This window comes from Desemzia sp. AGC72 (assembly GCF_057334175.1).
Map to the genome: position 1 here is coordinate 121025 of NZ_JBHFIG010000006.1, position 20872 is coordinate 141896.

Genomic DNA, 20872 nt, shown 5'->3' on the forward strand with positions numbered 1-20872 from the left:
GCGCTTCATTCACAGTATAACAAAGAAAGCATAATTTTGGGGAAAATATTGTTGTTGTCGCAGAAGGGAAAAGACGTTATTATAAGACTATTCGAATCTAGACTGATTGAAGGGAGAAAATAATGAAAAATGAAACAAAATTAACAGCAGCCTCTTATCTGACAATAGGGTCTATGTTGTTTGGGCTTTTCTTTGGAGCTGGAAATTTGATTTTTCCAGTCCATATGGGACAACTTGCCGGAGCCGAAGTGCATTCAGCTATTATAGGATTTTTAGTTACAGGGATCGGCTTGCCTTTCTTAGGAATCGTCGCTATGGGGATCACCAACAGCAATAGTCTGTTTGATTTAGCTAGTCGTGTTCACCCTATCTATGCTTATTTTATGACGATCGCTCTTTATTTAACGATCGGTCCGTTTTTTGCGACACCGCGTTTAGCAACGACTTCTTTTGAGGTTGGATTTTCATCTTATGTACCAGAAAACTATCGCACAATCGCTCTTGCGGTATTTACGCTCTTATTTTTTGGAACAGCGTTATTGTTATCGTTAAAACCGACCAAAATTTTAATGTATGTCGGTAAAGTACTGAACCCGCTCTTTTTGGTTTTCTTAGGTATTTTGATTGTTACGGCATTTATTCGTCCGTTAGGCTCTATCAATGATGTAATGGTCAGCGAATCCTATACCGCAGCGCCATTTGTTAATGGCTTTTTAGAAGGGTATAACACAATGGATGCTTTGGCTTCCTTAGCCTTTGGAGTGATCGTCATTCAAACAATCAAAGATTTAGGAGTGACAAAACCTTCTCAGATCGCTTTAGACACTATGAAATCTGGATTTTTAAGTGTCGTTTTGATGGGGATTATTTATGCCAGCTTGGCATACTTAGGAACCATGAGTATTGGACAGTTCCCGATTTCAAAGAATGGCGGAATCGCACTTGCTCAAATATCAAATTATTACTTTGGCACATTTGGCAGTATCTTACTAGCTGTTATTGTAACGGTGGCGTGTTTAAAAACGGCCATCGGATTGATTACAGCCGGATCGGAAACATTCCACGAGATGTTTCCGAGATTACTCAGCTATAAAGGTTATGTGGTTGTATTGAGTATTGTTTCAGGAGTGGTAGCAAACGTTGGGCTGACCAGCATTATTGCTTACTCCTTGCCTGTATTGATGCTGCTTTACCCATTTGCGATTACATTGATATTACTGGCTATTCTGTCACCGTTATTTAAGCATCGTCAGATCGTGTATGTGTGTACGACCTTATTTACGTTGCCGGTTAGTTTGGCAGACTTTTTCAAAGCAGCGCCAGATTTTATCAGTGATTTCAATTGGATACAAAATAGCTTAGCTTTTCTTAATGAACATTTGCCTTTATTCGAAGTTGGACTAGGATGGATCATTCCTTCTTTAATAGGGTTCCTTATTGGATGGGCAATTAGTTTAGTGAAAAAAACTTCTTAACAAAAAAAGATTCTGCAGTGAAATGGCAGAATCTTTTTTTTCTTGACCTTCACGTTGCGTAAAGGTTTAAAATGGATATCAAGAAAGGGGGAGGGTGAATGGAGTACACTGTAAACGCATTGAGCCGGTTAGCTGAGGTCAGCAAACGGATGCTTCGTTACTATGATGAAATTGGACTGTTGCATCCCAAGCGAAAAAGTTCCAACGGGTACCGGATCTACGGTGAGGAAGAAGTGGAAAAGCTTCAGCAAATCTTATTTTACCGTTATTTAGATATGCCGCTCGAGGAGATTCAGCGTATTATGAACGACCCGAAATTTGATGCACAAAAAGCTTTGAAAAGCCATCGTCAGCAGCTGGCAGCAAAGAAAGCCCAACTTGATCATTTATTAGCAACGATTGATAAAACCTTAGCCAGCAAGAGAGGAGAGACGGAAATGACAGATAAAGAAAAATTTGAAGGCTTTAAACAAGTAACCATTGAAAAGAACGAGAAGCAGTATGGTAAAGAAATAAGGGAGAAGTACGGCAGAGAAACTGTAGAAAAATCGAATCAAAAGTTTTCTGGTCTAAGCCAAGAGGAATACCAAATGATGCAGAAATCAACTGAAAAAATCCTTATAGAGTTGGAAAAAACCATGCAGACAAATGATCCAGCCAACGAAGAAGCGGTTAAATTGGCTCGTCTGCACAAGGAATGGTTATCTTACAGTTGGCCCGCTTATTCCAAAGAAGCCCACAGAGGTTTAGCGCAAATGTATGTGGATGATTCAAGATTTACGGCTTATTACGACGAGCAAGCAGGAATCGGGGCAGCAGAATTTTTAAGAAAAGCCATTTTTCACTATACCCGATAATAAAATTCAGCTGAACGAAAAGCACAGCTGGGAAATAATTCAGCTCCTTCATTTTTACGAATATTGGTTTCATAAACCTGCTCAAAAAGACGTTTAATTTTATTCAAAAAAGCCTCTTTCGTCCCGTTCATGGATAACTTGTTCCATAAAAAATTGTTGGCTGTTCACTAAAGGAGCTTCGTTTTGGATCAATTGGTAGGAACCATCTGCCATTTGTTCTCGTGCATTTACGTTGTCTTTTAAATAAGTTTCTAAAATAGATAAGATAGTCTGATTGATGGCTTCATCTAAAATCGGAAATTCGATCTCAATGCGTTTGACCATATTTCTTGTCATCATATCCGCAGAAGATAAATACAACTTATGAACTCCATTATGACGGAAGTAGTAAATCCTGCTGTGTTCCAAGAAACGACCGACGATACTGATCACACGAATATTCTCACTCACTCCTGATATCTGAGAGCGGAGACAACATATCCCTCGAATGATCAAATCGATCTTAACTCCAGCCTGACTAGCTTCATACAACTTTTCTATCACTACTTTGTCCGTTAAGGAATTCATTTTAGCAATCATGTGTCCATTCCCAAACTGTTGATGAAAAGCAATTTCTGCATCAATATCTTCTATATAAGAATCACGGATATCAAATGGAGATACAGATAAATGGTTATAAACAGGCTGTTCAGAATAACCGCTCAAATAGTTGAAGAAATTAGTGGCATCTTCGCCTATTTCCTTATGAGTAGTAACCAACCCCATGTCTGTATATAATTTAGCCGTAGAATCATTGTAATTTCCAGTTCCTAAATGAACATAACGGGTAAGATTGTTGCCGTTCTTTTTGACCACTAATGAGATTTTGCTATGTGTTTTAAGATTGTTCATTCCGTAAATCACATAGCAACCGGCTTCTTCCAATTCTTTTGCCCATTGAACATTTCGTTCTTCATCAAAGCGAGCTTTCAATTCTACCAGCACAGTTACTTGCTTTCCGTTATCAGAAGCTTGTTTCAAGGCCTGGACGATAGGTGAATCGCTGCTGACTCGGTACAACGTTTGTTTGATCGCCAACACCTGTGGATCTTCAGCTGCTTGTTGGATAAATTCAACGATCGGATAAAAGGAATCATAGGGATGATGAAAAAGAATATCTTTTTCATCCGCTAGTTCATAAATCGTCTTGTCGATCAATTCTTTAGGATACACTGGAGAAAAAGGCGGGTAACTCAAGGTCGGCAACTTTTCTGAAAGATAGGTTGAAATATCTCCTAAAACAGTCAAATCTAAAGGACCATCAATCAGGTAAACATCTTGAGCTTTCAATTCCAATGCAGCAGTTAAATAATCGATATCTTCTTGGATGGTTTCATAAGGATCACGAAAGTCGACCTCTAAACGGACAGCCATTCCTTTTTTTCGTTCTTTCAAATAGTCTTCGATTACAATGAGCAAATCTTCAGCACCTTGTTCATGGATCTCCAAATCAGCATTACGAGTCACTCGAAAATTGAATGTACTGGTGACAGTGTAGCCGTTGAACAAAGAACCGATATAATGAATCACTAAATCTTCTGTGTAGAGGAGAGTGACGTCATCGTCCAATTCAAGTGGAACGAATTGGTCCGCTAAAGCAGGTAAAGGAACAACAGCTACTTCTGATGCACCATCTTTTTCTAAGCGGACAAAGACGTTGGTCAATTTATTCTGCAAATTAGGAAAAGGACGATAAGCATCGATGCCTAAAGGCGTCAATGTTGGGAAGATAAGATTGAAAAAAATGTTTTCTGCCAACTGCATCTCTTTGGGAGATAAGTCGTTGATGGACTTAAAAAAGACGCTATGTTCTGTTAGCTTTTGAGTCAATTTACGGTACAGAGAATATTGATATTCTATATTTAAGCGGTTTTTTATTGAAATAGCTTCTAATTGTTCTTCTGGAGATAATTGAGTTTTGCTATCTGCTTGGTTGTAGTTGGACTTTACTTGATCTTGCAACCCAGCAACGCGAACCATAAAGAATTCGTCTAAATTCGAACTTCCTATCCCAAGAAAGTTCAGTTGTTCTAACAGAGGGTTGTTTTGAGAGTCAGCTTCAGATAAAACCCGGTAATTAAAATCCAGCCAACTCAACTCTCTATTTTCGTAAAATTTCGGATTCGTGTAATCTGTTTTTGACATTCATTTCACCCCTTGATTAGCCTGTTAAAGTTCATGAATTTGATCATCAGCTTCTATAAATTGGATATCCAATTTTGCATCTAATATACGCTCTAAATGTTTTTTTTGTCTATTGGCTCTGTATTCTTCAGCTAAAATGTCGCCTTTATGAAGAATCCGAAGGGTATAACTGTTATCATCTGCTTTTTCAATAGTCAGATCGTTGACGACGTTTATGTGAGAATCGTTTAAAGCTTCGCTGAATTTTATGATACCTCCTAGGTGGTGCAGTAAATTGAGCTCATCATCCGTAAACCAGTCTTTGATTTCTTTGATGTACTGTTTCAACAAGGACTTGTTTTTATAACTCGCTAAAAGAGCCAGTACAACACGGTCTTTATGGTTCATGCCGCCTAAGTTGCTGTTGGAGATAATATAAAAAGTATTTTGGGATTGAGCATCGTTATCGATGTAGCTGCCTAAGTAGTACAAGTAGGCCCCAGAGCGCAAATACGTTTTCCAATAATCATCAGCTTTTAAGATATTCTCATTGTCTAGTACAGAGAATAGTTTATCTGCGATAGAGACACGTTGTCTAGCTACCATAGGATGGATGTTATATAAGCGAGCCGTACGTTCTACAGTTTGTTTACGAATCTCATGCAAATCGAAGGGGTGGTTATGGTGGATATTCAAATATTCCATGATAACACCTTCACGCAATCCTTTGTTGCTGAAAATAAAAGTGGGTGCTTGAACAGTATCAAATAAGGCATTAAACACCAGATTTGCCGGCAAAATAATATCTGTCCGGTCGCGGCTCAAGCCATCTAGGTCGTTCAACTCCTCGGTGTCGAGTTCTTCCAATGTGTCTAACGTCTTATTTAAATGTTCCCTTTCCATTTGGTAACCGTGGATCCCGGCAAGAGGGTAATCGATCATCCGCTGATGGATATTGGCAATATTCCGAGCACTCCCGCCCATAGCAATAACAGGGACCTTTTTTTCTTGGATCCAAGGAAGAGAAGAAAATTGTTCATGAATAAAGTTGGCCGCTTTCTTGATTGCTTTGCGGTCATTATGAGCTTTCCCGTTAAAGAACATCTCTTTCAATGTTACGACCCCAAAAGGGAAACTGGTAGAATGCAATAATTTTTTGTTTTCAAAATAAGTGATCTCTGTACTTCCCCCGCCAATATCGATCGTAACCCCATTTGGCTCATCAATGGAGTGCAGTACAGCATAATTGCCGTAATAGGCTTCTTGTTCTTCCTCTAATAAGGTGATTTTGATTCCAGTTTCTTCTTTAATATGGTCTAAAATCTCTTGTTGATTTTTTGATTGCCTGATAGCTGCAGTAGCTACCGGCATCAAAGTGTCCACTTCATATTGAATCGCTACTTGTTTAAAACTGTGCATGATATCTGTGAGCTTATTAATACCTTCTTGGTTTAAGATCTTATCTTCTGAGAGATGGAGATACAAGCGAGCAGGTGTTTTTATATTCTGCAGTTCATGGAGATTATAATAAGCATCTGTTTCAAAAATAACCAACCGAACAGTGTTGGAACCGATATCTATCAAACCAATTCTTTCTGTTGACATAATAAAACCTCATTTCGTGTAAGAAACTTTAGATAAGTTTATCTTACTGGAATGAGGTTTTTTTGTCTAAAATTTAAGATATAGCAACGTTTTTAAGTGGAAATGAATATTCAGAAAGATGTCAGTAGTATTACAAATATGACTGAATGCCTTTAAGTAAGTCAGCTGAGTTAGTGTAGATAGTTCCATTCATTTTTATCAAGCCGACTGTATAAAGATTAATGTAAGCAAATTGCGACTCTGCCGGCTGTTGCAAAGCATTTAATTTTTGTTTGTTGGTTGCACCTTGTTGACGAGAATCGCTGAATAACCCAACAATTGGTATTCCAGCTTGGTAAGCTACACCGATCTCTGAAGCTACTCCAACATCTATTGCAGGACCGTCTAATACAGCTACCATTAAAGAACTGCTCAGTAAAGCATCTGTATCGTATTTGGCAATAGCTATAGAATCTGCATAAGCATTTTTATCATTGATGTCGCCCTGTTCTTGAGGAGCGTAAACCTCGACTTCAGGATAGTGATCACGAATTTTATTTATTAAAAATTCATTATAAGTATATTCCATTTCAGAAAAAAGTGGGCTGGCATAATAGATTTTTTTAGTCATTTTTTTCCTCCTTATGTATTGTTACAGAACCATTATACTATAAATGGATATTGTAATAAAAAGTAAAAGGAAAGAAATGTTGTAATCTTGTTTATTGGGTATAATGTAGAAGGCTTAATGAAACGGAAAAAAATACAAAACATTTAGAAAGGCGTTGTCTTATGAATAAGAAAACCATAAGTTTCTGTATAGTACTTGGAATGATGATGACAGTTCTTGTTCCCACAGTAGGAGAAGCAGCAACTTTAGAAGAAATCAAAATACAACAACAATCTAAACAGAGTGAAATGATTTTGCTAGATAACCAAATCAACGATAAATTGAGTGAGGTAAATGAAAAAAATGCTGAACTTGAATTGGTCGAACAAGAAATGGCCGCTCTAGAAAATACAGTAGAAGAAACAGGAAAAGAAATAGCGATCCAAGAAGAAGTTGTTGAAGAACGTTTAGAGCAAGCAAAAGACAGACTTAAAACGATTCAAACAACTGAAGTTAATCAAAATACAGTACTTAGTTTAATTGAATCAGAAAGTGTTACAGACTTTTTGAACAGAGCTTATGTACTTGTGACACTTCAATCTGCTGGAAATAATCAAGTAGATATGGCACAAGAAGAAGCTGAAGAATTGGAAGCTTTAAAAGAAGAGCAAGCAGCAGAAATCGCTGAATTGAAAGAACAATCTGTATTAGCGCAAGAACAAAAAGAAGAGTTAAATAAAGAAGTTGCGAGCTTGCAAGAGACAATGGATGAAAATAAGGCTTTATTAGATCAATTAGATAAAGAAAGAGCAGCTGAAGAAACTCGTTTGGCAGAAGAAGAGCGTTTGGCTAAAGAAAAAGCAGAAGCTGAGAAAGCTGCAGCCGAAGCCGAAGCTAAAGCTGAAAAAGTAAAAAATGAAAAAGTTGTCGCAACAAAAACAGTTTCAACTGAAAAAACAGCTCCTGCAACAACTAAAGTTGCTGTTAAAGAAGAAACTCCAGTCACCAGCAAGAAAACAGAAGAAAAACCAGAACCAGCAAAAACTGAAAATGGTTCAACAAGCAAAACTATCGTAGTATCAGCAACTGGTTACTCAACACAACAAGACGGGTTGAGCACTCATACTGCAACCGGTATTGATTTGAGAGTCAACTCGCGCGTAATCGCAGTTGATCCAAGTGTAATTCCTTTAGGTTCTAAAGTGGAAATTCCAGGATACGGTGTATTTATAGCTGGAGATACCGGCGGAGCAATCAAAGGAAATAAAATCGATATTCACTTTTCAACTGTTCAACAAGCATTGAGCTGGGGAAGAAGAACGATCACAATTAAAATTTTAGACTAAAAATGAGCTAAACAGGTGATGAGAATGGAAAATACAATAGATATTGATTTTTATCAAGATCAAGATGAAGATGCTTTCCTAGATGCATGGGAAAAAAAGTATGGCGAACTTGAAGAAAGTGAGATAGATGCACTTTATCAAGCCATTGCTGAGGATATTCATCAGCAAGTAGAGGCGCAAGAACACAAATTAGGCAAAAAATACGTCTATAAAGAAGTGTTTGTTGGGTACTCTGATTTCAATAACTTCAATCAGCTGTATTTATTCAGTCAAAAAAAGAACTAAATATTGTTACAAAAAAACAACGACAGAGCTCACATCTGTCGTTGTTTTTCAATTACTGATATAATAGAAGTCGTACGATAGTAACTAAAATCCCTATTTTATCAAAAAGCAGATGACACATAATACAGTAGACAGGAGAATTTAGTAAATGGCAAGCGATCTTATTAACAACAAACTCATGTTACTACCTGATTTACCAGGTTGTTATGTGATGAAAAACAAAGAAAATGAAATTATTTATATTGGAAAAGCTAAAAACTTAAAAAACCGCGTACGTTCTTATTTTAAAGGAAGTCACGAAGGAAAAACTCAATTATTGGTAGAAGAGATTCGAGATTTTGAAACGATCATCACGCAGACAGAAAAAGAGTCGCTGTTATTGGAAATCACACTGATCAAAAAACATCAGCCGAAGTACAACATCAAATTAAAACAAGGTACACATTATCCATATATTAAAATCACCAATGAGCGCAATCCGCAATTAATAATTACTTCTGATGTTAAAAAAGATGGGGGTTATTACTTTGGTCCTTATCCAAACGTTTATGCTGCTTCTGAGACACAGCAATTGATTCAAAAAATCTATCCGCTCAGAAAGTGTAATGGACGACAAACCAGAGCTTGCCTTTATTACCATATTGGACAATGTATCGGTCCTTGCGATCATGAAATCCCAGAAGAAGAGTACAAAGCTCAAATTGATCGCATCAGACGTTTTCTAAATGGTGAGGTAAAAGAAGTCAAAACAGAGCTGCGCAGACGGATGAAAGATGCTGCAGAAAAGCTTGAATTTGAAAGAGCGGCAGAATACCGCAATCAAATTCAATACATTGAGACCACGGTAGAAAGACAAAATATTATTACCAATGATCCGACTCCTAGAGATGTGTTCAGTTTCTATATGAATAAAGGCTGGATTTCGATTCAAACGTTCTTTATTCGTCAAGCAACGTTGATCAAACGAGAGGCAACGATTTTCCCTTGTTACGATACACCTCAAGAAGAGTTGGCATCTTATATCGTTCAATTCTACCAAGAAAAAAATCATATCCTGCCAAAAGAAATCTTGATACCTGAAGGAATGGATAATGACGTCTTGGAAGATGTATTGCAGATTGCGGTTCGGACTCCGCAAAAAGGGCGTAAAAAAGATATGCTGGACTTAGCGACTAAAAATAGTGAAGTCGCATTGAATGAGAAATTTAAATTGATTGAGATGGATGACAAAAAGACCGTTGGAGCTATAGAAGAGCTGTCTGAAGCTTTAGGCATTCCCTACATTCATCGCATCGAAGCATTCGACCATTCGAACATTCAAGGAACAAGTCCAGTTTCAGCAATGGTTTCGTTTAAAGATGGAACGCCGGATAAGAGCCAATACCGCAAATACAACATCAAAACCGTTGAGGGCAGCAATGAGTTGGCAACCACTAAAGAAGTCGTCCGCAGAAGATACTCTCGTCTGTTGAAAGAAGGCAGTCCGTTACCAGACTTGATTTTGATGGATGGGGGTAAGATCCAAGTCAATGGCGCGATTGATGTTTTGGAGAATGAGTTGGGTTTAGATATTCCAGTAGCTGGGATGGTAAAAGACAACAAACATAGAACATCATCGTTGATTTTTGGAGAATACCATCAAATTGTTCCGCTAGAGCCGACTAGCCATGCGTTCCATCTTGTTCAAAGAATACAAGATGAAGTTCACCGATTTGCGATCACTTTCCACCGTAAAGTGCGAAGCAAAAATAGTGTCGCTTCTAGATTGGATAGAATCGCAGGTATCGGACCTAAACGGAGAAAGAAAATCATGACCCACTTTAAATCCGTTAAAAATATTCGTGAAGCAACGGTTGAAGATATCACAAGTATCGGTGTTCCACTGGAAGTAGCTAAAAAAATAAAAGAAGAGATCAACTAAACAAAACTTCCTAGAATCATATGCGATTCTGGGAAGTTTTGTTTAGTATAATTTATTGTCATTGTCATCCACAACAGAGATGTCTGGATTGATCATTCCAGCGTCACCAGTCAAAAATAAAGTGTTTTTTTCTTTTTTGTAATCTAATTTTATATTTTCATTCAAGTCGTCTAAGTGAGTACTTTGAGTGTAGACTTCTCCAATAGTAGACTCGATAGGTGTATCTAATTCTGGATGATCAGATGTCACTAATTTTAAAGAAAATTCTCCTCTGATTCCACATGCAAAACCACCTGGAACATCGTTGTAAGAAAGAGCCAATTGCCCTTTGTGCTGCTCTTGAATATGAGCTAAGCGTTCTTGAGCTGATTCTGTTACCGTTAAAAACATGGAAAGCCTTCTTTCATTCGAAATTTTATTACTATTTGTAAGTGTTCACACTATAACGCATTTTTTACAAAAAGTCCATATCTTTACTTAAAGCAACTGTTGGCCTTCTTGATCTGTTATGATGACATTCGGGTTCAACATACCAGATTCACCTTTTAATTCGAGAGTATTTTTTGTTGGTTTATAATCTAAGGTCATATTTTGGTCTAGATAGGAAAGACTCCATTTTTGTATCGGCAGTTTTCCTAGAGAAGTTTCGATTTTACCATCCATATCAGGGTTGGGCGTTTTCCGTAATTGAAGAGTGAAAATGCCTGTATTCCCACACTCGCATCCGATATTTGATTCATAATAAACAGTCAAATCACCTGTGTTGTCAAAATCAGCTTTTTTGATCCGCTCGTGAGCAGCATCTGTGATAGTTAAAAACATCAGACTAACCTCCTTTATAGATCAAATGGTAGATCTATTCTTTAGCAGCATACCAAATTCGAATAAGTATGTTTCATCTATAGTATACTATTTTTTCAACAAGTAACCAACCATCCCTAAAGCGTTTTTTGAAGGAATAGCAAGAAGAAGTTGTTTAGAGGCAGGATACTACACAAATAAGAATGTTAAACCAGATAAAAAATGATTTAGCTGTATCTCTAGTTGGATTTGTTAAACAATTACTTTTCATGTAGTATAGGTTGAAAGAAAATCAAATAATAAGAGGTGCAAAAAGTGATTCGACAAGCTGAGCTGAGGGATGCAGAAAAATTGATTGAAGGGATTCTAGCCATTTGGAGAGATATGGAAGCTCCATTTGTGACAGAGATTCCTTTAGCAGAGTTGAAAGAAATAATAAGTGAAAGTATGAAGCAGGAAGATTTTCGATTTCATTACGCGAATGGAATCGTTTATGAAATAGAGGGTGACATTGCCGGGTTTGCGTATGGATACAAAGGCGAAATGGAAGAAGGAATAGATCAAGGTTTCAAACAACTTCTGATTGATCGAGGTTATCATCATAAAATCAATTTGACGTTTGATTTGGAAACTGAGGCTGGAGAATGGTATTTAGATATGTTATATACCTATCCTGATTATCGAAAGCAAGGAGTAGCGACTAAATTACTAGCGGAACTACCTGCTGCGGCAGGTAGAGCTGGAGAGACTATTATAGGATTAAACTGTGATGTAGCCAATCCAAAAGCAAAAGAGTTGTATGAAAAGCAAGGGTATCGTAAAGTAAAGACGATTTCTATTGTTGGCCATGAATATGATCATATGGTAAAGAACATTGATTAAAACAACTTGAATTTGCACAAAACGGCATCAGAGCCACTTGACTCTGATGCCGTTTTTATAATTTTTAAAACGGGTGTATCGCAATTGTTTTTTTCTTCTTTGTTGTTAAAAAATCTTGCTGACGTCTTCGTGCATAATGATCCACGATCAAAGCAATGACCACACAAAGAGGAGCTTGATGTGGTTCGTGTACAGTTAAAGCATAAAAATCGCCTCGTGCAAAGCAACTTTTTTCCATTTCCATAATGGTAGTGGTGCCACGGCGAATGAAGTAGTGACCGCGTTCAAAGTCGCCAGAGACTATCCAATTCAATTTATGAATTTTGAAATAGGTTTTAGAAAAAGCTACATGCTTGGTAATAGTACCGATTTTTTCTCCCCGTACATACAAATCAAATCTAGGTAATAATGAGAGCGTCGCTTGTTTTACCTTTACAAGCAGCGAACCGTTCATAGCATATAGAGAAATAGAGTCTCCTACTCGTCCCCAAGTCCCTACAGCTAAAAATACATCTTCTCCAGCATGGTTTTTCACGATTACTTTATCTTGTTTTGAGACAAATTCTTCTCTCATATAAAGTCGAACCATTTTATCCACACCTCTAATGATTATGACTTAGTTTACTGTGCTAGAAAATAAGCAACACTTGTATCGTTTAGTGAAATAACGACTATTCTATACCATACTTATTATACCAAAAAAATAAGAAAAATCGAAGACCTTACTTTTACTATCCTTTATCTTACGAAATAAGAAAGTAACAGAACTTTAAATTATAAAATGGTAAACTAAGCTAAGATACAAAAAAAGTTCATCTAGGGGGAATTAGTTATGAAAGCTATCGTTACGGTTATTGGGAAAGACAGAGTAGGGATTGTTGCAGGAGTCAGTAAGAAACTAAGTGATTTAAACATTAATATCAATGATATTTCTCAAACGATTATGGAAGGCTATTTTACTATGATGGTACTGTGTGATTTGTCAAATGGTGAATTAGAGTTCAGTCAAGTGAAAGAAGAACTCGCTGCAGTGGGAGAAGAGTTGGAAATAAAGGTGCGCATCCAACGTCAAGAAATATTTGATGCTATGCACACGTTATAAAAGGAGCGCACAAAATGGAAATCACAAATATAGTCGAAACAGTTCGTATGATCGAAGAAGAAAACTTGGATATTCGTACAATAACGATGGGAATTTCATTGTTGGATTGCATTGATGCAGACGGAGAAAAAGCTCGTCAAAAAATCTATAACAAAATCACTACTAAAGCAAAAGACTTAGTCAGAGTAGGGGAAGAGATTGAAATGGAATACGGAGTACCGATCATCAACAAACGAATCTCTGTCACTCCTATTTCACTCATCGCGGGGGCTTCATCTGACAGCGAGTATATTGCTTACGCTAAAACGCTTGATGCAGCGGCAAAAGAAGTAGGCGTCAATTTTATAGGTGGTTTTTCAGCACTAGTAGAAAAAGGGTATCACAAAGGAGACGAAATTCTTCTTCGCTCTATCCCTAGGGCTTTAGCGGAAACTGAAAGAGTCTGCTCTTCTGTTAATATTGGGTCTACAAAAGCTGGAATCAATATGGATGCTGTTCGAGATATGGGAGAGATCATTAAAGAAACTGCTGAATTGACTGCAGATACTCAAGGCTTGGGTTGCGCAAAACTAGTCGTCTTCGCAAATTCGGTAGATGATAACCCATTTATGGCCGGTGCGTATCATGGAATAGGAGAAGCTGATTGTGTAGTGAGTGTTGGAATCAGCGGACCAGGGGTTGTGAAAAAAGCCTTAGAAAAAGTAAAAGGCGAACCCTTTGATGTGTTAGCTGAAACAGTGAAGAAAACAGCCTTCAAAATCACTAGAATGGGTCAATTAGTAGGTCAAGTGGCTTCTGAACGATTGAATGTTCCATTTGGTATCGTAGATTTATCTTTAGCTCCTACACCCGCAATAGGAGATTCTGTTGGTCGTATTTTAGAAGAAATGGGACTAGAGAGAGTAGGAACTCATGGGACAACAGCTGCTTTAGCTTTGCTGAATGATGCGGTGAAAAAAGGCGGTGTGATGGCTTGTGGTCATGTAGGCGGTCTGTCTGGAGCCTTTATTCCAGTATCAGAAGATGAAGGAATGATTGAAGCTGTAGAGATTGGGGCACTTAACATTGAAAAATTAGAAGCCATGACCGCTATTTGTTCCGTTGGGTTAGATATGGTAGCTGTTCCAGGTGAAACTTCAGCGGCTACATTATCTGCTATTATTGCTGATGAGGCAGCTATTGGAGTATCCAACAATAAAACGACAGCTGTGCGCATCATTCCGGCACCAGGAACAAAAGTAGGAGATAGAGTCGAATTAGGCGGACTTCTAGGGACCGCCCCAGTAATGGCCGTAAACCCATTCGGATCAGAAGCATTCATCCAAAGAGGCGGAAGAATCCCAGCACCACTACACTCATTCAAAAATTAGAGCGCTAAAAAAAGCGGTCAGCTCACCGAACAAGATCTCTTTAAGGACTGTTAGGTTCTCTTTACCTAACAGTCCTTAAAGAAATCTTGGCAGTGTGAATTGTTTTTTTTAGTGCGTTTAAGACAAGAGCGTGGAGAAAAACGTTTTGGCTTTCGTAGAGTTCACCTTTTCCTTTTTAGTTTGGTGCTTTTCCAAACAAAAAAGGAAAAGTGAAATCATAGAAAGACAGTTTTTCGCAACGCGTTTTAAACCAAGAGCGTGGAGAAAAAAGTTTTGGCTCTAAACGACAAGCCCATAAAAAGACAGCTTATCCAATAGGGATAAGCTGTCTTTTTGCTTAGAAACAATTGACTATGCGGCTGATTTGATGACGGTACTCAAATCGTGCAGTGCTTTTACCACGTCATCCAGTTTCGTTTCCATGCGTTGCAATAAAATCAATGAAATAAAAATTGGAAAGCCAACATTACTGATCAATTCTATTACAGAAGTCCACCACTGTATTTCTGTTCCCATGCACTCACTCCTTTCAAAATATACTTGTCTCTAATGAAATAACGTTCGAAACTAAAATCTGTCACCTTAAATTATCGATAATTTCGAACTAGAAAGCGGGTTCGGTCAATTTTAAGTGTCCAACTGCACATGGAGAGACAATGAAATAGATTTGTGGAAGCGTTATACTAAAAGAGCATTAATAGAAACCGATTGCGCAACAAAATCTATCTCTCTTATTTCTATAAATCTTTAAAGAAATAAAGACCTTCTATCTCCCTCTGATCAAAGCGGTTATAAAAAATGGAATGCGATTTTAAGCGTTCAGGTGACTATGCTTTTAAACAATAATAATCTAAGGACAGGTGAAGATAACATGACAAAAAAAGGTTAGACTTGGTATTATTGGGCTCGGAGCTCAAGGAAGCATGTATGCTAAATTCATCAATGACGGCATAGTACTAAGTATGGAAATTGGAGCTATTTGCGACGATGACACGAGTAAAGAAGCTGATGCAAATACAGATTATCCAGGAGTTCCTTTCTATGAAGATTATATTGAAATGATGGAAAGTGGAAAAGTGGATGCTATTATCACTACTGTTCCGCATTACCTTCACCCTGAAATGGGAATTGAAGCTTTGAAACGCGATATTCATGCATTGGTTGAAAAACCTGCTGGGGTATATACAAAACAAGTGAAAGAATTAAATGAATATGCAGCATCTAAACCGGAATTGACATTCGGAATTATGTTTAACCAACGAAAAAAAACTTTATACAAAAAAATCAAAGAGATTGTAGACAATGGCGAAATCGGAAAAATTCGTCGTACGAACTGGATCATTACAAACTGGTGGAGACCTCAACCTTACTATGATCAAAGTGAATGGAGAGCAACATGGGGCGGAGAAGGTGGAGGAGTTTTAGTCAATCAAGCACCTCACCAATTAGACTTATGGCAATGGATTTGCGGTGTTCCAGAGTCGGTTTACTCTAAAGTAGCCTATGGATTCAAACGTGACATCGTAGTTGAAGATGAAGTTACTGCAGTAGTTGATTATGGTGATGGAGCGACTGGAACTTTTGTAACAGCAACTTATGACATCATTGGAACAGACCGTTTTGAAATTTTAGGAGATCAAGGGGAAATCGTTGTTGACGGAAGCAAAACAGCCACTGTCAGCCGTTTGAAAAAGCCAGAACGTGAATTAAGCGACAGCATGGATATGGAAGACGTGAAAAATTATTCATGGGTCAAATGAACGTAGAAGAACTATACAGCCAAGAAGTCATTGAATTTGACAGTCCATGGGGCGAACAGCACTCAGGTGTATTGGAAAACTTTGCAGCAAATATTCTAGATGGCACTCCTTTATTGGCACTTGGTTCTGATGGAATCAAAGGAGTCCGCTTAGCAAATGCAATCCATCTTTCAAGTTGGACAGGCCAAGAAGTTAGTTTAGAAAATCTAGACGAAGAATTGAATTTAGAAGAATTAAACAAACGTATTCGTGAAGAAGGTAAAATTTCTGAAAGAAAGTCTTCTGTAAGCAATTCTGTTGACTAAAGAAGCGGCAATGACAAGGAACGAATAACTATGTTAAGGGTTGATTTAATTGGATTAGGAGAAGTTTCGGGTGTACACGTGAATGCAATCAATGCTAGTGAATATGGAGAGTTGGTTGCCGTATGTGATAGTGATCCGGATAAAAAAAGTGAGTGGACAGAATTCCCATTTTTTAATGACATGGAATCGATGCTGCAAAAAATGAAGTTAGACGTCGTTCACACTTGTTTACCTCATTATTTGCATCAGTCGGCAACGGAATTGTGTGTGAAATACGGAGCTCATGTCTATTTGGAGAAACCTGTTGCTATCAACTATGAGGAGTCTTTAAAACAGCTCGAATTAGCTGAAAGCACAGATCGCAAAATCTGTGTGAGCTTCCAAAACCGTTACAATAAAAGTTTCATGAAGTTGGTGGAGATCCTTCAAAATGAAAATGTCGGAAAAATCACGTCCATCAAAGGATTAGTCACTTGGTTCAGACCAGAAAGCTACTACACTTCTAAGCCATGGCGGGGACGAAAATCAGAAGCTGGATACGGATCTATTATCAATCAATCGATCCATACACTGGATTTGATTCAACTCATTGGCGGCAAATTAGAGAGCTGCAAGGCTACTTTATCTAACTTGACGGACTACGATATTGAAGTAGAGGACACAGCCAGTGCGACATTCACGTTCCAATCAGCGGTGAAAGCTTTCTTTCATGCAACCAATGCCTATACAGAAAATTCGTCCGTCGAATTGCAAGTCATTACAGAAAAAGAAAAGTTTACAATCAAAGACAGCCGTTTATACTTTACGAATGAAAATGGAAGAAAAGAAGTCATCGAAGAAGACGACCGGATTCCAGGGTCAAAATTCTATTATGGAATGGGACACCGAATCTTGATAGAGCGATTCTATAGAAGTATTTTAGATCATACAGAAGACTATGTTCATATAAGAGAAGCTGTTCCTTCAATGGAAATGATTGAAGTGATGGACCGTTCTTCTAAAGAAATGGGAAACGCACAACGCGTGAAAAGAGAGGAGCTTTTACATGGGACAAAAAGCGAAAATCGGAGCGCAAGGGTATACACTGAAGAAACAATTTAGTGAACTAGGACCTTACGAAACCTTAAAAGGAGTGAGCGAGTTAGTCTATAACGCAGTGGAAATTTCTCAAGTAGAAATGACTCCGGAAAATGTTGCAGAAATCAAACGAGCTTCACAGGAATTCAATATGGAGATTGCTTCTTTATCAGCAGGATTAAAACCTATGACGGAAGGGCAAGAATCATTGTCTACTCATTTAGACAAGATCATTGAAGATTGCAAAACATTGAATACTGATATTGTCCGTATAGGTATGTTGCCGTTTGAAGCGATGGCTTCATTGGATAAAGTAGTAGAATTTTGTCATGAAGCAATTGCAGTAGCAGAAAAGATGAAAGAACACGACATCAAATTGTACTACCACAATTACCACGTAGAATTTGTTAAATACGATGGACGCTATTTATTGGATATCATTCGCGATGAAGCTCCTTTGTTGGGCTTTGAATTGGATGTTCACTGGGTACAACGCGGAGGACGCAACCCTGTAGAAGTATTGAAAGAATATGCTGGAAAAGTGGACTTGGTTCATCTGAAAGATTACCGAATCGTTCCAGTTCCTCAAGAAGCAGTAGATGAGTTATTGAAAGGCAATGGAGGAGACTTCATGGATGCATTCACCAACTATATCCAATTTGCTGAATTAGGACAAGGAACATTGGACTTGCCAACGATCATCGAACAAAGTATCGCCAGAGGAGCTCGTTATTTGCTGGTAGAACAAGACGAGCAGTATGGACGCGATCCGTTTGATTGTTTAGCAGATTCTCGCGACTATTTAAAAGAAGCAGGATATGCAGACTTATTTTAATCATTCAAAAACACATAGAGGAGACGCTGGGAAATAACTTTCATATTTTGCATATTTACGAGTAGTGGATTCGTAAACGTGTTCAAAAAGGTAGCCCCGACGACCATCCACGAATCATGGGTCTAAGCACCTTTTTTCCCACTCTCCTCTTTTCTATTGATGAAGAATGAAAGAAGGGGAGATGAATTTATGGCAAATAATGATGGAATGAATCATGCTCCAAAAAGGAAAAGTAAATAGAGTTGTAAAAGAAGGCGAATTCAATTTTGCCGTAACGGCTTTAGATCATAAGTATATTAATGAGATGACTAACGGACTACTCGAAGCAGGTGCTGCTTTAAAATGGGTACACGATCCAGATGCAGAGAAAGTAGCTGCTTATAGAGAACAATTCCCGCAAGCGCAAGTAGCGGAATCATTAGAACAAATTTTAGGAGATTCAGATATTCATTTGGTAGCTGCAGCAGCTGTTCCGAACAAACGTAGTGAACTAGGGAACCAAGTGATGAAAGCTGGCAAAGACTATTTCACAGACAAGACAGCTTTCACAACATTGGATCAATTAGAAGAAACCAAACGTGTCGTTGCTGAAACTGGTCAAAAATTCTGGGTGTATTTCAGTGAAAGATTGCACGTAGAAGGTGCCGTATTTGCCGGTCAATTGATCAAAGATGGTGCTATTGGAGATGTGATTCAAGTTACTGGATTCGGTCCGCACCGTTTAGACAAAGAAAAACGGCCAAAATGGTTCTTAAACAAAGAACAATATGGCGGGATTTTGTGTGACATTGGAAGTCACCAAATTGAACAATTTTTATGCTTCAGAGGGAATGAAGATGCTGAGATATTGCACAGTAAGGTAGGAAATTACGCAAACCCAGATACACCGGAATTGGAAGATTACGGGGACGCTACGTTGGTCGGAGCGAACGGGGCTGCATTTACCTTTAAAGTAGACTGGTTCACTCCTGGTGGCTTAAATACATGGGGAGACGGACGTGTCTTCGTTACTGGAACAAAAGGGACGATCGAGGTTCGCAAATATATTGATGTGGCGCGGGAAGAAACAGGAGATCATTTATACTTGGTAACAGCTGAAGGAGAAAAACATTACTCTTTAGCTGGAGAAGTGGGATTCCCATTCTTTGGTGAAATGATTAAAGACTGCATCAATCGCACTGAACATGCGATGACTCAAGAGCACATCTTTAAAGCGCAAGAACTTTGCTTAAAAGCTCAAGAGCAAGCAATGGTTATTCAATCTAACATATAACAAAAAATCCTATAGAAGACACGTTGCTAGTGTACTACTATAGGATTTATTTTGTTGGTCTAAACTTTTTCCTTTATAGCATTCATAACTTGAGTTTTAATGGAGAATTTAGTTTCTCTTTGAGTCTTTAACATATTTTCAAATACCTCAACACCAATTTCTGATATTAAATATATAAAACACTAAGAGCAATTCCGCTAGCAGCAATATATTTTAACATAGATGATTTTCCCTTATGGTTGAGATTAGAAAAGCTGAGTAACTACACAAGTATTTAAATGAAAAAGTTTAATTAATTAACGTTCAATTTTTCTTCTAAGCGGTTGTTGAAAATCAAGGATATTCCTTCTGCAACACCATTTTCACTGTTGGAAGATGTCAGGTATTTTGCTACCCGTTTCGCTTCTTCAGCACCATTTTCCATAGCAAAACTGTATCCAGTGATTTCCAGCATAGATAAGTCATTGATGTTATCGCCAAACGTCATCACATCTTCCAGATCGATATCCATTCTATTAGCCAACTCACGAACGGCAATTCCTTTTTGAGCTTCAATGTGGTTGATCTCGATATTATTCTCAAAAGAAGAAGTGATAGCCAGATCACCAATCATATTTAATTCAGCTGAAATAGGATTTAGCGTTTTTGCACCGTCTTGACTGAAAGCAATGATTTTCAAGACATCTATTGTCTCATCTTCAATCAATTCATCATAATCATCGATGTAATGGATATTCATGATCTCCAAACGAGCTGCAGCTAATACGACAGCCATTTTATAAGTAGTATCAGGGTTTGTTTCAAAAAGCAAAGACGCAACAGACTCGATACGTTTTGCTTTATTGTCTGAAAATATCCCTTTACCAGTTGTGATCTCGCAGTACAAATTGTTCTCTCTGATAATCGTCAGGATTTTACGAGCTGTAGTTTTGTCGATACCAGCTGTTTTCAAAATCGTTCCATTTTCATCATAAACTTGAGCACCATTTAACGTAATGATCGGGCAGTTCAACTCTACTTCTTCTAACAAAGGTTTCGCTTCCGTGTATCCACGTCCAGTAGCTACTACAAAAGGAATCCCTCGTTTTTCCGCTTCGCGAATAGCTGATGCATTTGCTTTTGATATCTGCATCTTTTCATTCAACAATGTTCCATCCATATCCGATACAATCAATTTTACCATTTTCCAGCCTCCAGAATTGTTTGATTACTTCCAGTTTAGCATG

At 38.0% G+C, this 20872-nt stretch carries 21 protein-coding genes; 13 read left to right on the plus strand and 8 right to left on the minus strand.

From position 1 onward, the window contains the following. Positions 1–122: 122 nt before the first annotated feature. Both brnQ and ACE025_RS04005 read left to right on the plus strand, forming a co-directional pair. Positions 123–1475, plus strand: a complete 1353-nt coding sequence (gene brnQ / locus ACE025_RS04000) for a branched-chain amino acid transport system II carrier protein (RefSeq protein ID WP_485937701.1) — start codon at positions 123–125, stop codon at positions 1473–1475. Positions 1476–1573: 98 nt separating this feature from the next. Continuing rightward, the gene (locus tag ACE025_RS04005; RefSeq protein WP_485937703.1) at positions 1574–2332 is read left to right on the plus strand and encodes a MerR family transcriptional regulator; all 759 of its coding nucleotides are present in this window, start codon (positions 1574–1576) and stop codon (positions 2330–2332) included. Positions 2333–2431: 99 nt separating this feature from the next. Here the strand turns inward: ACE025_RS04005 and ACE025_RS04010 are convergent, their stop codons facing one another. The 3 genes from ACE025_RS04010 to ACE025_RS04020 form a co-directional block, all read right to left on the minus strand. Continuing rightward, entirely contained in the window at positions 2432–4516 is a 2085-nt protein-coding gene (locus ACE025_RS04010; RefSeq protein WP_485937705.1) for an RNA degradosome polyphosphate kinase, read from the minus strand. A 24-nt stretch (positions 4517–4540) separates the two neighbouring features. Then, entirely contained in the window at positions 4541–6100 is a 1560-nt protein-coding gene (locus ACE025_RS04015) for a Ppx/GppA phosphatase family protein (RefSeq protein ID WP_485937707.1), read from the minus strand. 130 nt (positions 6101–6230) lie between these two features. Next, entirely contained in the window at positions 6231–6710 is a 480-nt protein-coding gene (locus ACE025_RS04020; protein WP_485937709.1) for a nucleoside 2-deoxyribosyltransferase, read from the minus strand. 161 nt (positions 6711–6871) lie between these two features. On the opposite strand from ACE025_RS04020, the gene ACE025_RS04025 reads away from it, so the two are divergent. The 3 genes from ACE025_RS04025 to uvrC all read left to right on the plus strand — a co-directional run bounded on the left by ACE025_RS04025 (position 6872) and on the right by uvrC (position 10241). After that, entirely contained in the window at positions 6872–8035 is a 1164-nt protein-coding gene (locus ACE025_RS04025; protein WP_485937712.1) for a 3D domain-containing protein, read from the plus strand. A 24-nt stretch (positions 8036–8059) separates the two neighbouring features. Then, positions 8060–8320, plus strand: coding sequence for a hypothetical protein (locus ACE025_RS04030; protein ID WP_485937713.1), 261 nt, complete (start codon positions 8060–8062; stop codon positions 8318–8320). A 148-nt stretch (positions 8321–8468) separates the two neighbouring features. Beyond that, a complete protein-coding gene (gene uvrC / locus ACE025_RS04035; protein WP_485937715.1) occupies positions 8469–10241 on the plus strand; it encodes an excinuclease ABC subunit UvrC in 1773 nt (590 codons plus the stop codon). 42 nt (positions 10242–10283) lie between these two features. On the opposite strand, the gene ACE025_RS04040 is transcribed toward uvrC, so the two are convergent. Then, positions 10284–10631: an iron-sulfur cluster biosynthesis family protein gene (locus tag ACE025_RS04040; protein WP_485937717.1), complete on the minus strand. Its 348-nt coding sequence runs from the start codon at positions 10629–10631 to the stop codon at positions 10284–10286. An 87-nt stretch (positions 10632–10718) separates the two neighbouring features. After that, the gene (locus ACE025_RS04045; protein WP_485937719.1) at positions 10719–11063 is read right to left on the minus strand and encodes an iron-sulfur cluster biosynthesis family protein; all 345 of its coding nucleotides are present in this window, start codon (positions 11061–11063) and stop codon (positions 10719–10721) included. Between the two features lie 294 nt (positions 11064–11357). Here ACE025_RS04045 and ACE025_RS04050 point away from each other — a divergent pair, with 294 nt between their 5' ends. Then, positions 11358–11924 carry a GNAT family N-acetyltransferase gene (locus ACE025_RS04050; protein ID WP_485937721.1) on the plus strand — a complete coding sequence of 189 codons (567 nt, stop codon included), beginning with the start codon at positions 11358–11360 and terminating at the stop codon, positions 11922–11924. Between the two features lie 64 nt (positions 11925–11988). On the opposite strand, the gene ACE025_RS04055 is transcribed toward ACE025_RS04050, so the two are convergent. Further along, on the minus strand, positions 11989–12513 hold the full coding sequence (locus tag ACE025_RS04055) for an LURP-one-related/scramblase family protein (protein WP_485937723.1): 525 nt from the start codon (positions 12511–12513) through the stop codon (positions 11989–11991). A gap of 243 nt (positions 12514–12756) precedes the next feature. On the opposite strand from ACE025_RS04055, the gene ACE025_RS04060 reads away from it, so the two are divergent. Both ACE025_RS04060 and ACE025_RS04065 read left to right on the plus strand, forming a co-directional pair. Then, positions 12757–13026, plus strand: coding sequence for an ACT domain-containing protein (locus ACE025_RS04060; RefSeq protein ID WP_485937725.1), 270 nt, complete (start codon positions 12757–12759; stop codon positions 13024–13026). 14 nt (positions 13027–13040) lie between these two features. Next, on the plus strand, positions 13041–14396 hold the full coding sequence (locus tag ACE025_RS04065; RefSeq protein WP_485937727.1) for a DUF711 family protein: 1356 nt from the start codon (positions 13041–13043) through the stop codon (positions 14394–14396). 351 nt (positions 14397–14747) lie between these two features. On the opposite strand, the gene ACE025_RS04070 is transcribed toward ACE025_RS04065, so the two are convergent. Further along, complete coding sequence (locus tag ACE025_RS04070; RefSeq protein WP_092479180.1) at positions 14748–14912, minus strand: YvrJ family protein; 165 nt, start codon at positions 14910–14912, stop codon at positions 14748–14750. A 407-nt stretch (positions 14913–15319) separates the two neighbouring features. Between ACE025_RS04070 and ACE025_RS04075 the strand changes: the two genes are divergently transcribed. The 5 genes from ACE025_RS04075 to ACE025_RS04095 all read left to right on the plus strand — a co-directional run bounded on the left by ACE025_RS04075 (position 15320) and on the right by ACE025_RS04095 (position 19646). Next, positions 15320–16156, plus strand: a complete 837-nt coding sequence (locus tag ACE025_RS04075; protein WP_485937729.1) for a Gfo/Idh/MocA family protein — start codon at positions 15320–15322, stop codon at positions 16154–16156. Continuing rightward, entirely contained in the window at positions 16144–16461 is a 318-nt protein-coding gene (locus tag ACE025_RS04080) for a hypothetical protein (protein ID WP_485937731.1), read from the plus strand. Before ACE025_RS04075 ends, ACE025_RS04080 begins: the two co-directional genes overlap by 13 nt. 30 nt (positions 16462–16491) lie before the next feature. Then, entirely contained in the window at positions 16492–17562 is a 1071-nt protein-coding gene (locus tag ACE025_RS04085; protein ID WP_485937733.1) for a Gfo/Idh/MocA family protein, read from the plus strand. Then, positions 17507–18373, plus strand: a complete 867-nt coding sequence (locus ACE025_RS04090; RefSeq protein WP_485937735.1) for a sugar phosphate isomerase/epimerase family protein — start codon at positions 17507–17509, stop codon at positions 18371–18373. The genes ACE025_RS04085 and ACE025_RS04090 overlap by 56 nt, the downstream gene beginning before the upstream one ends. A gap of 214 nt (positions 18374–18587) precedes the next feature. Further along, on the plus strand, positions 18588–19646 hold the full coding sequence (locus tag ACE025_RS04095) for a Gfo/Idh/MocA family protein (RefSeq protein WP_485937737.1): 1059 nt from the start codon (positions 18588–18590) through the stop codon (positions 19644–19646). Positions 19647–19938: 292 nt separating this feature from the next. Here the strand turns inward: ACE025_RS04095 and ACE025_RS04100 are convergent, their stop codons facing one another. Then, positions 19939–20829: a Cof-type HAD-IIB family hydrolase gene (locus ACE025_RS04100; RefSeq protein WP_485937739.1), complete on the minus strand. Its 891-nt coding sequence runs from the start codon at positions 20827–20829 to the stop codon at positions 19939–19941. Positions 20830–20872: the final 43 nt, after the last annotated feature.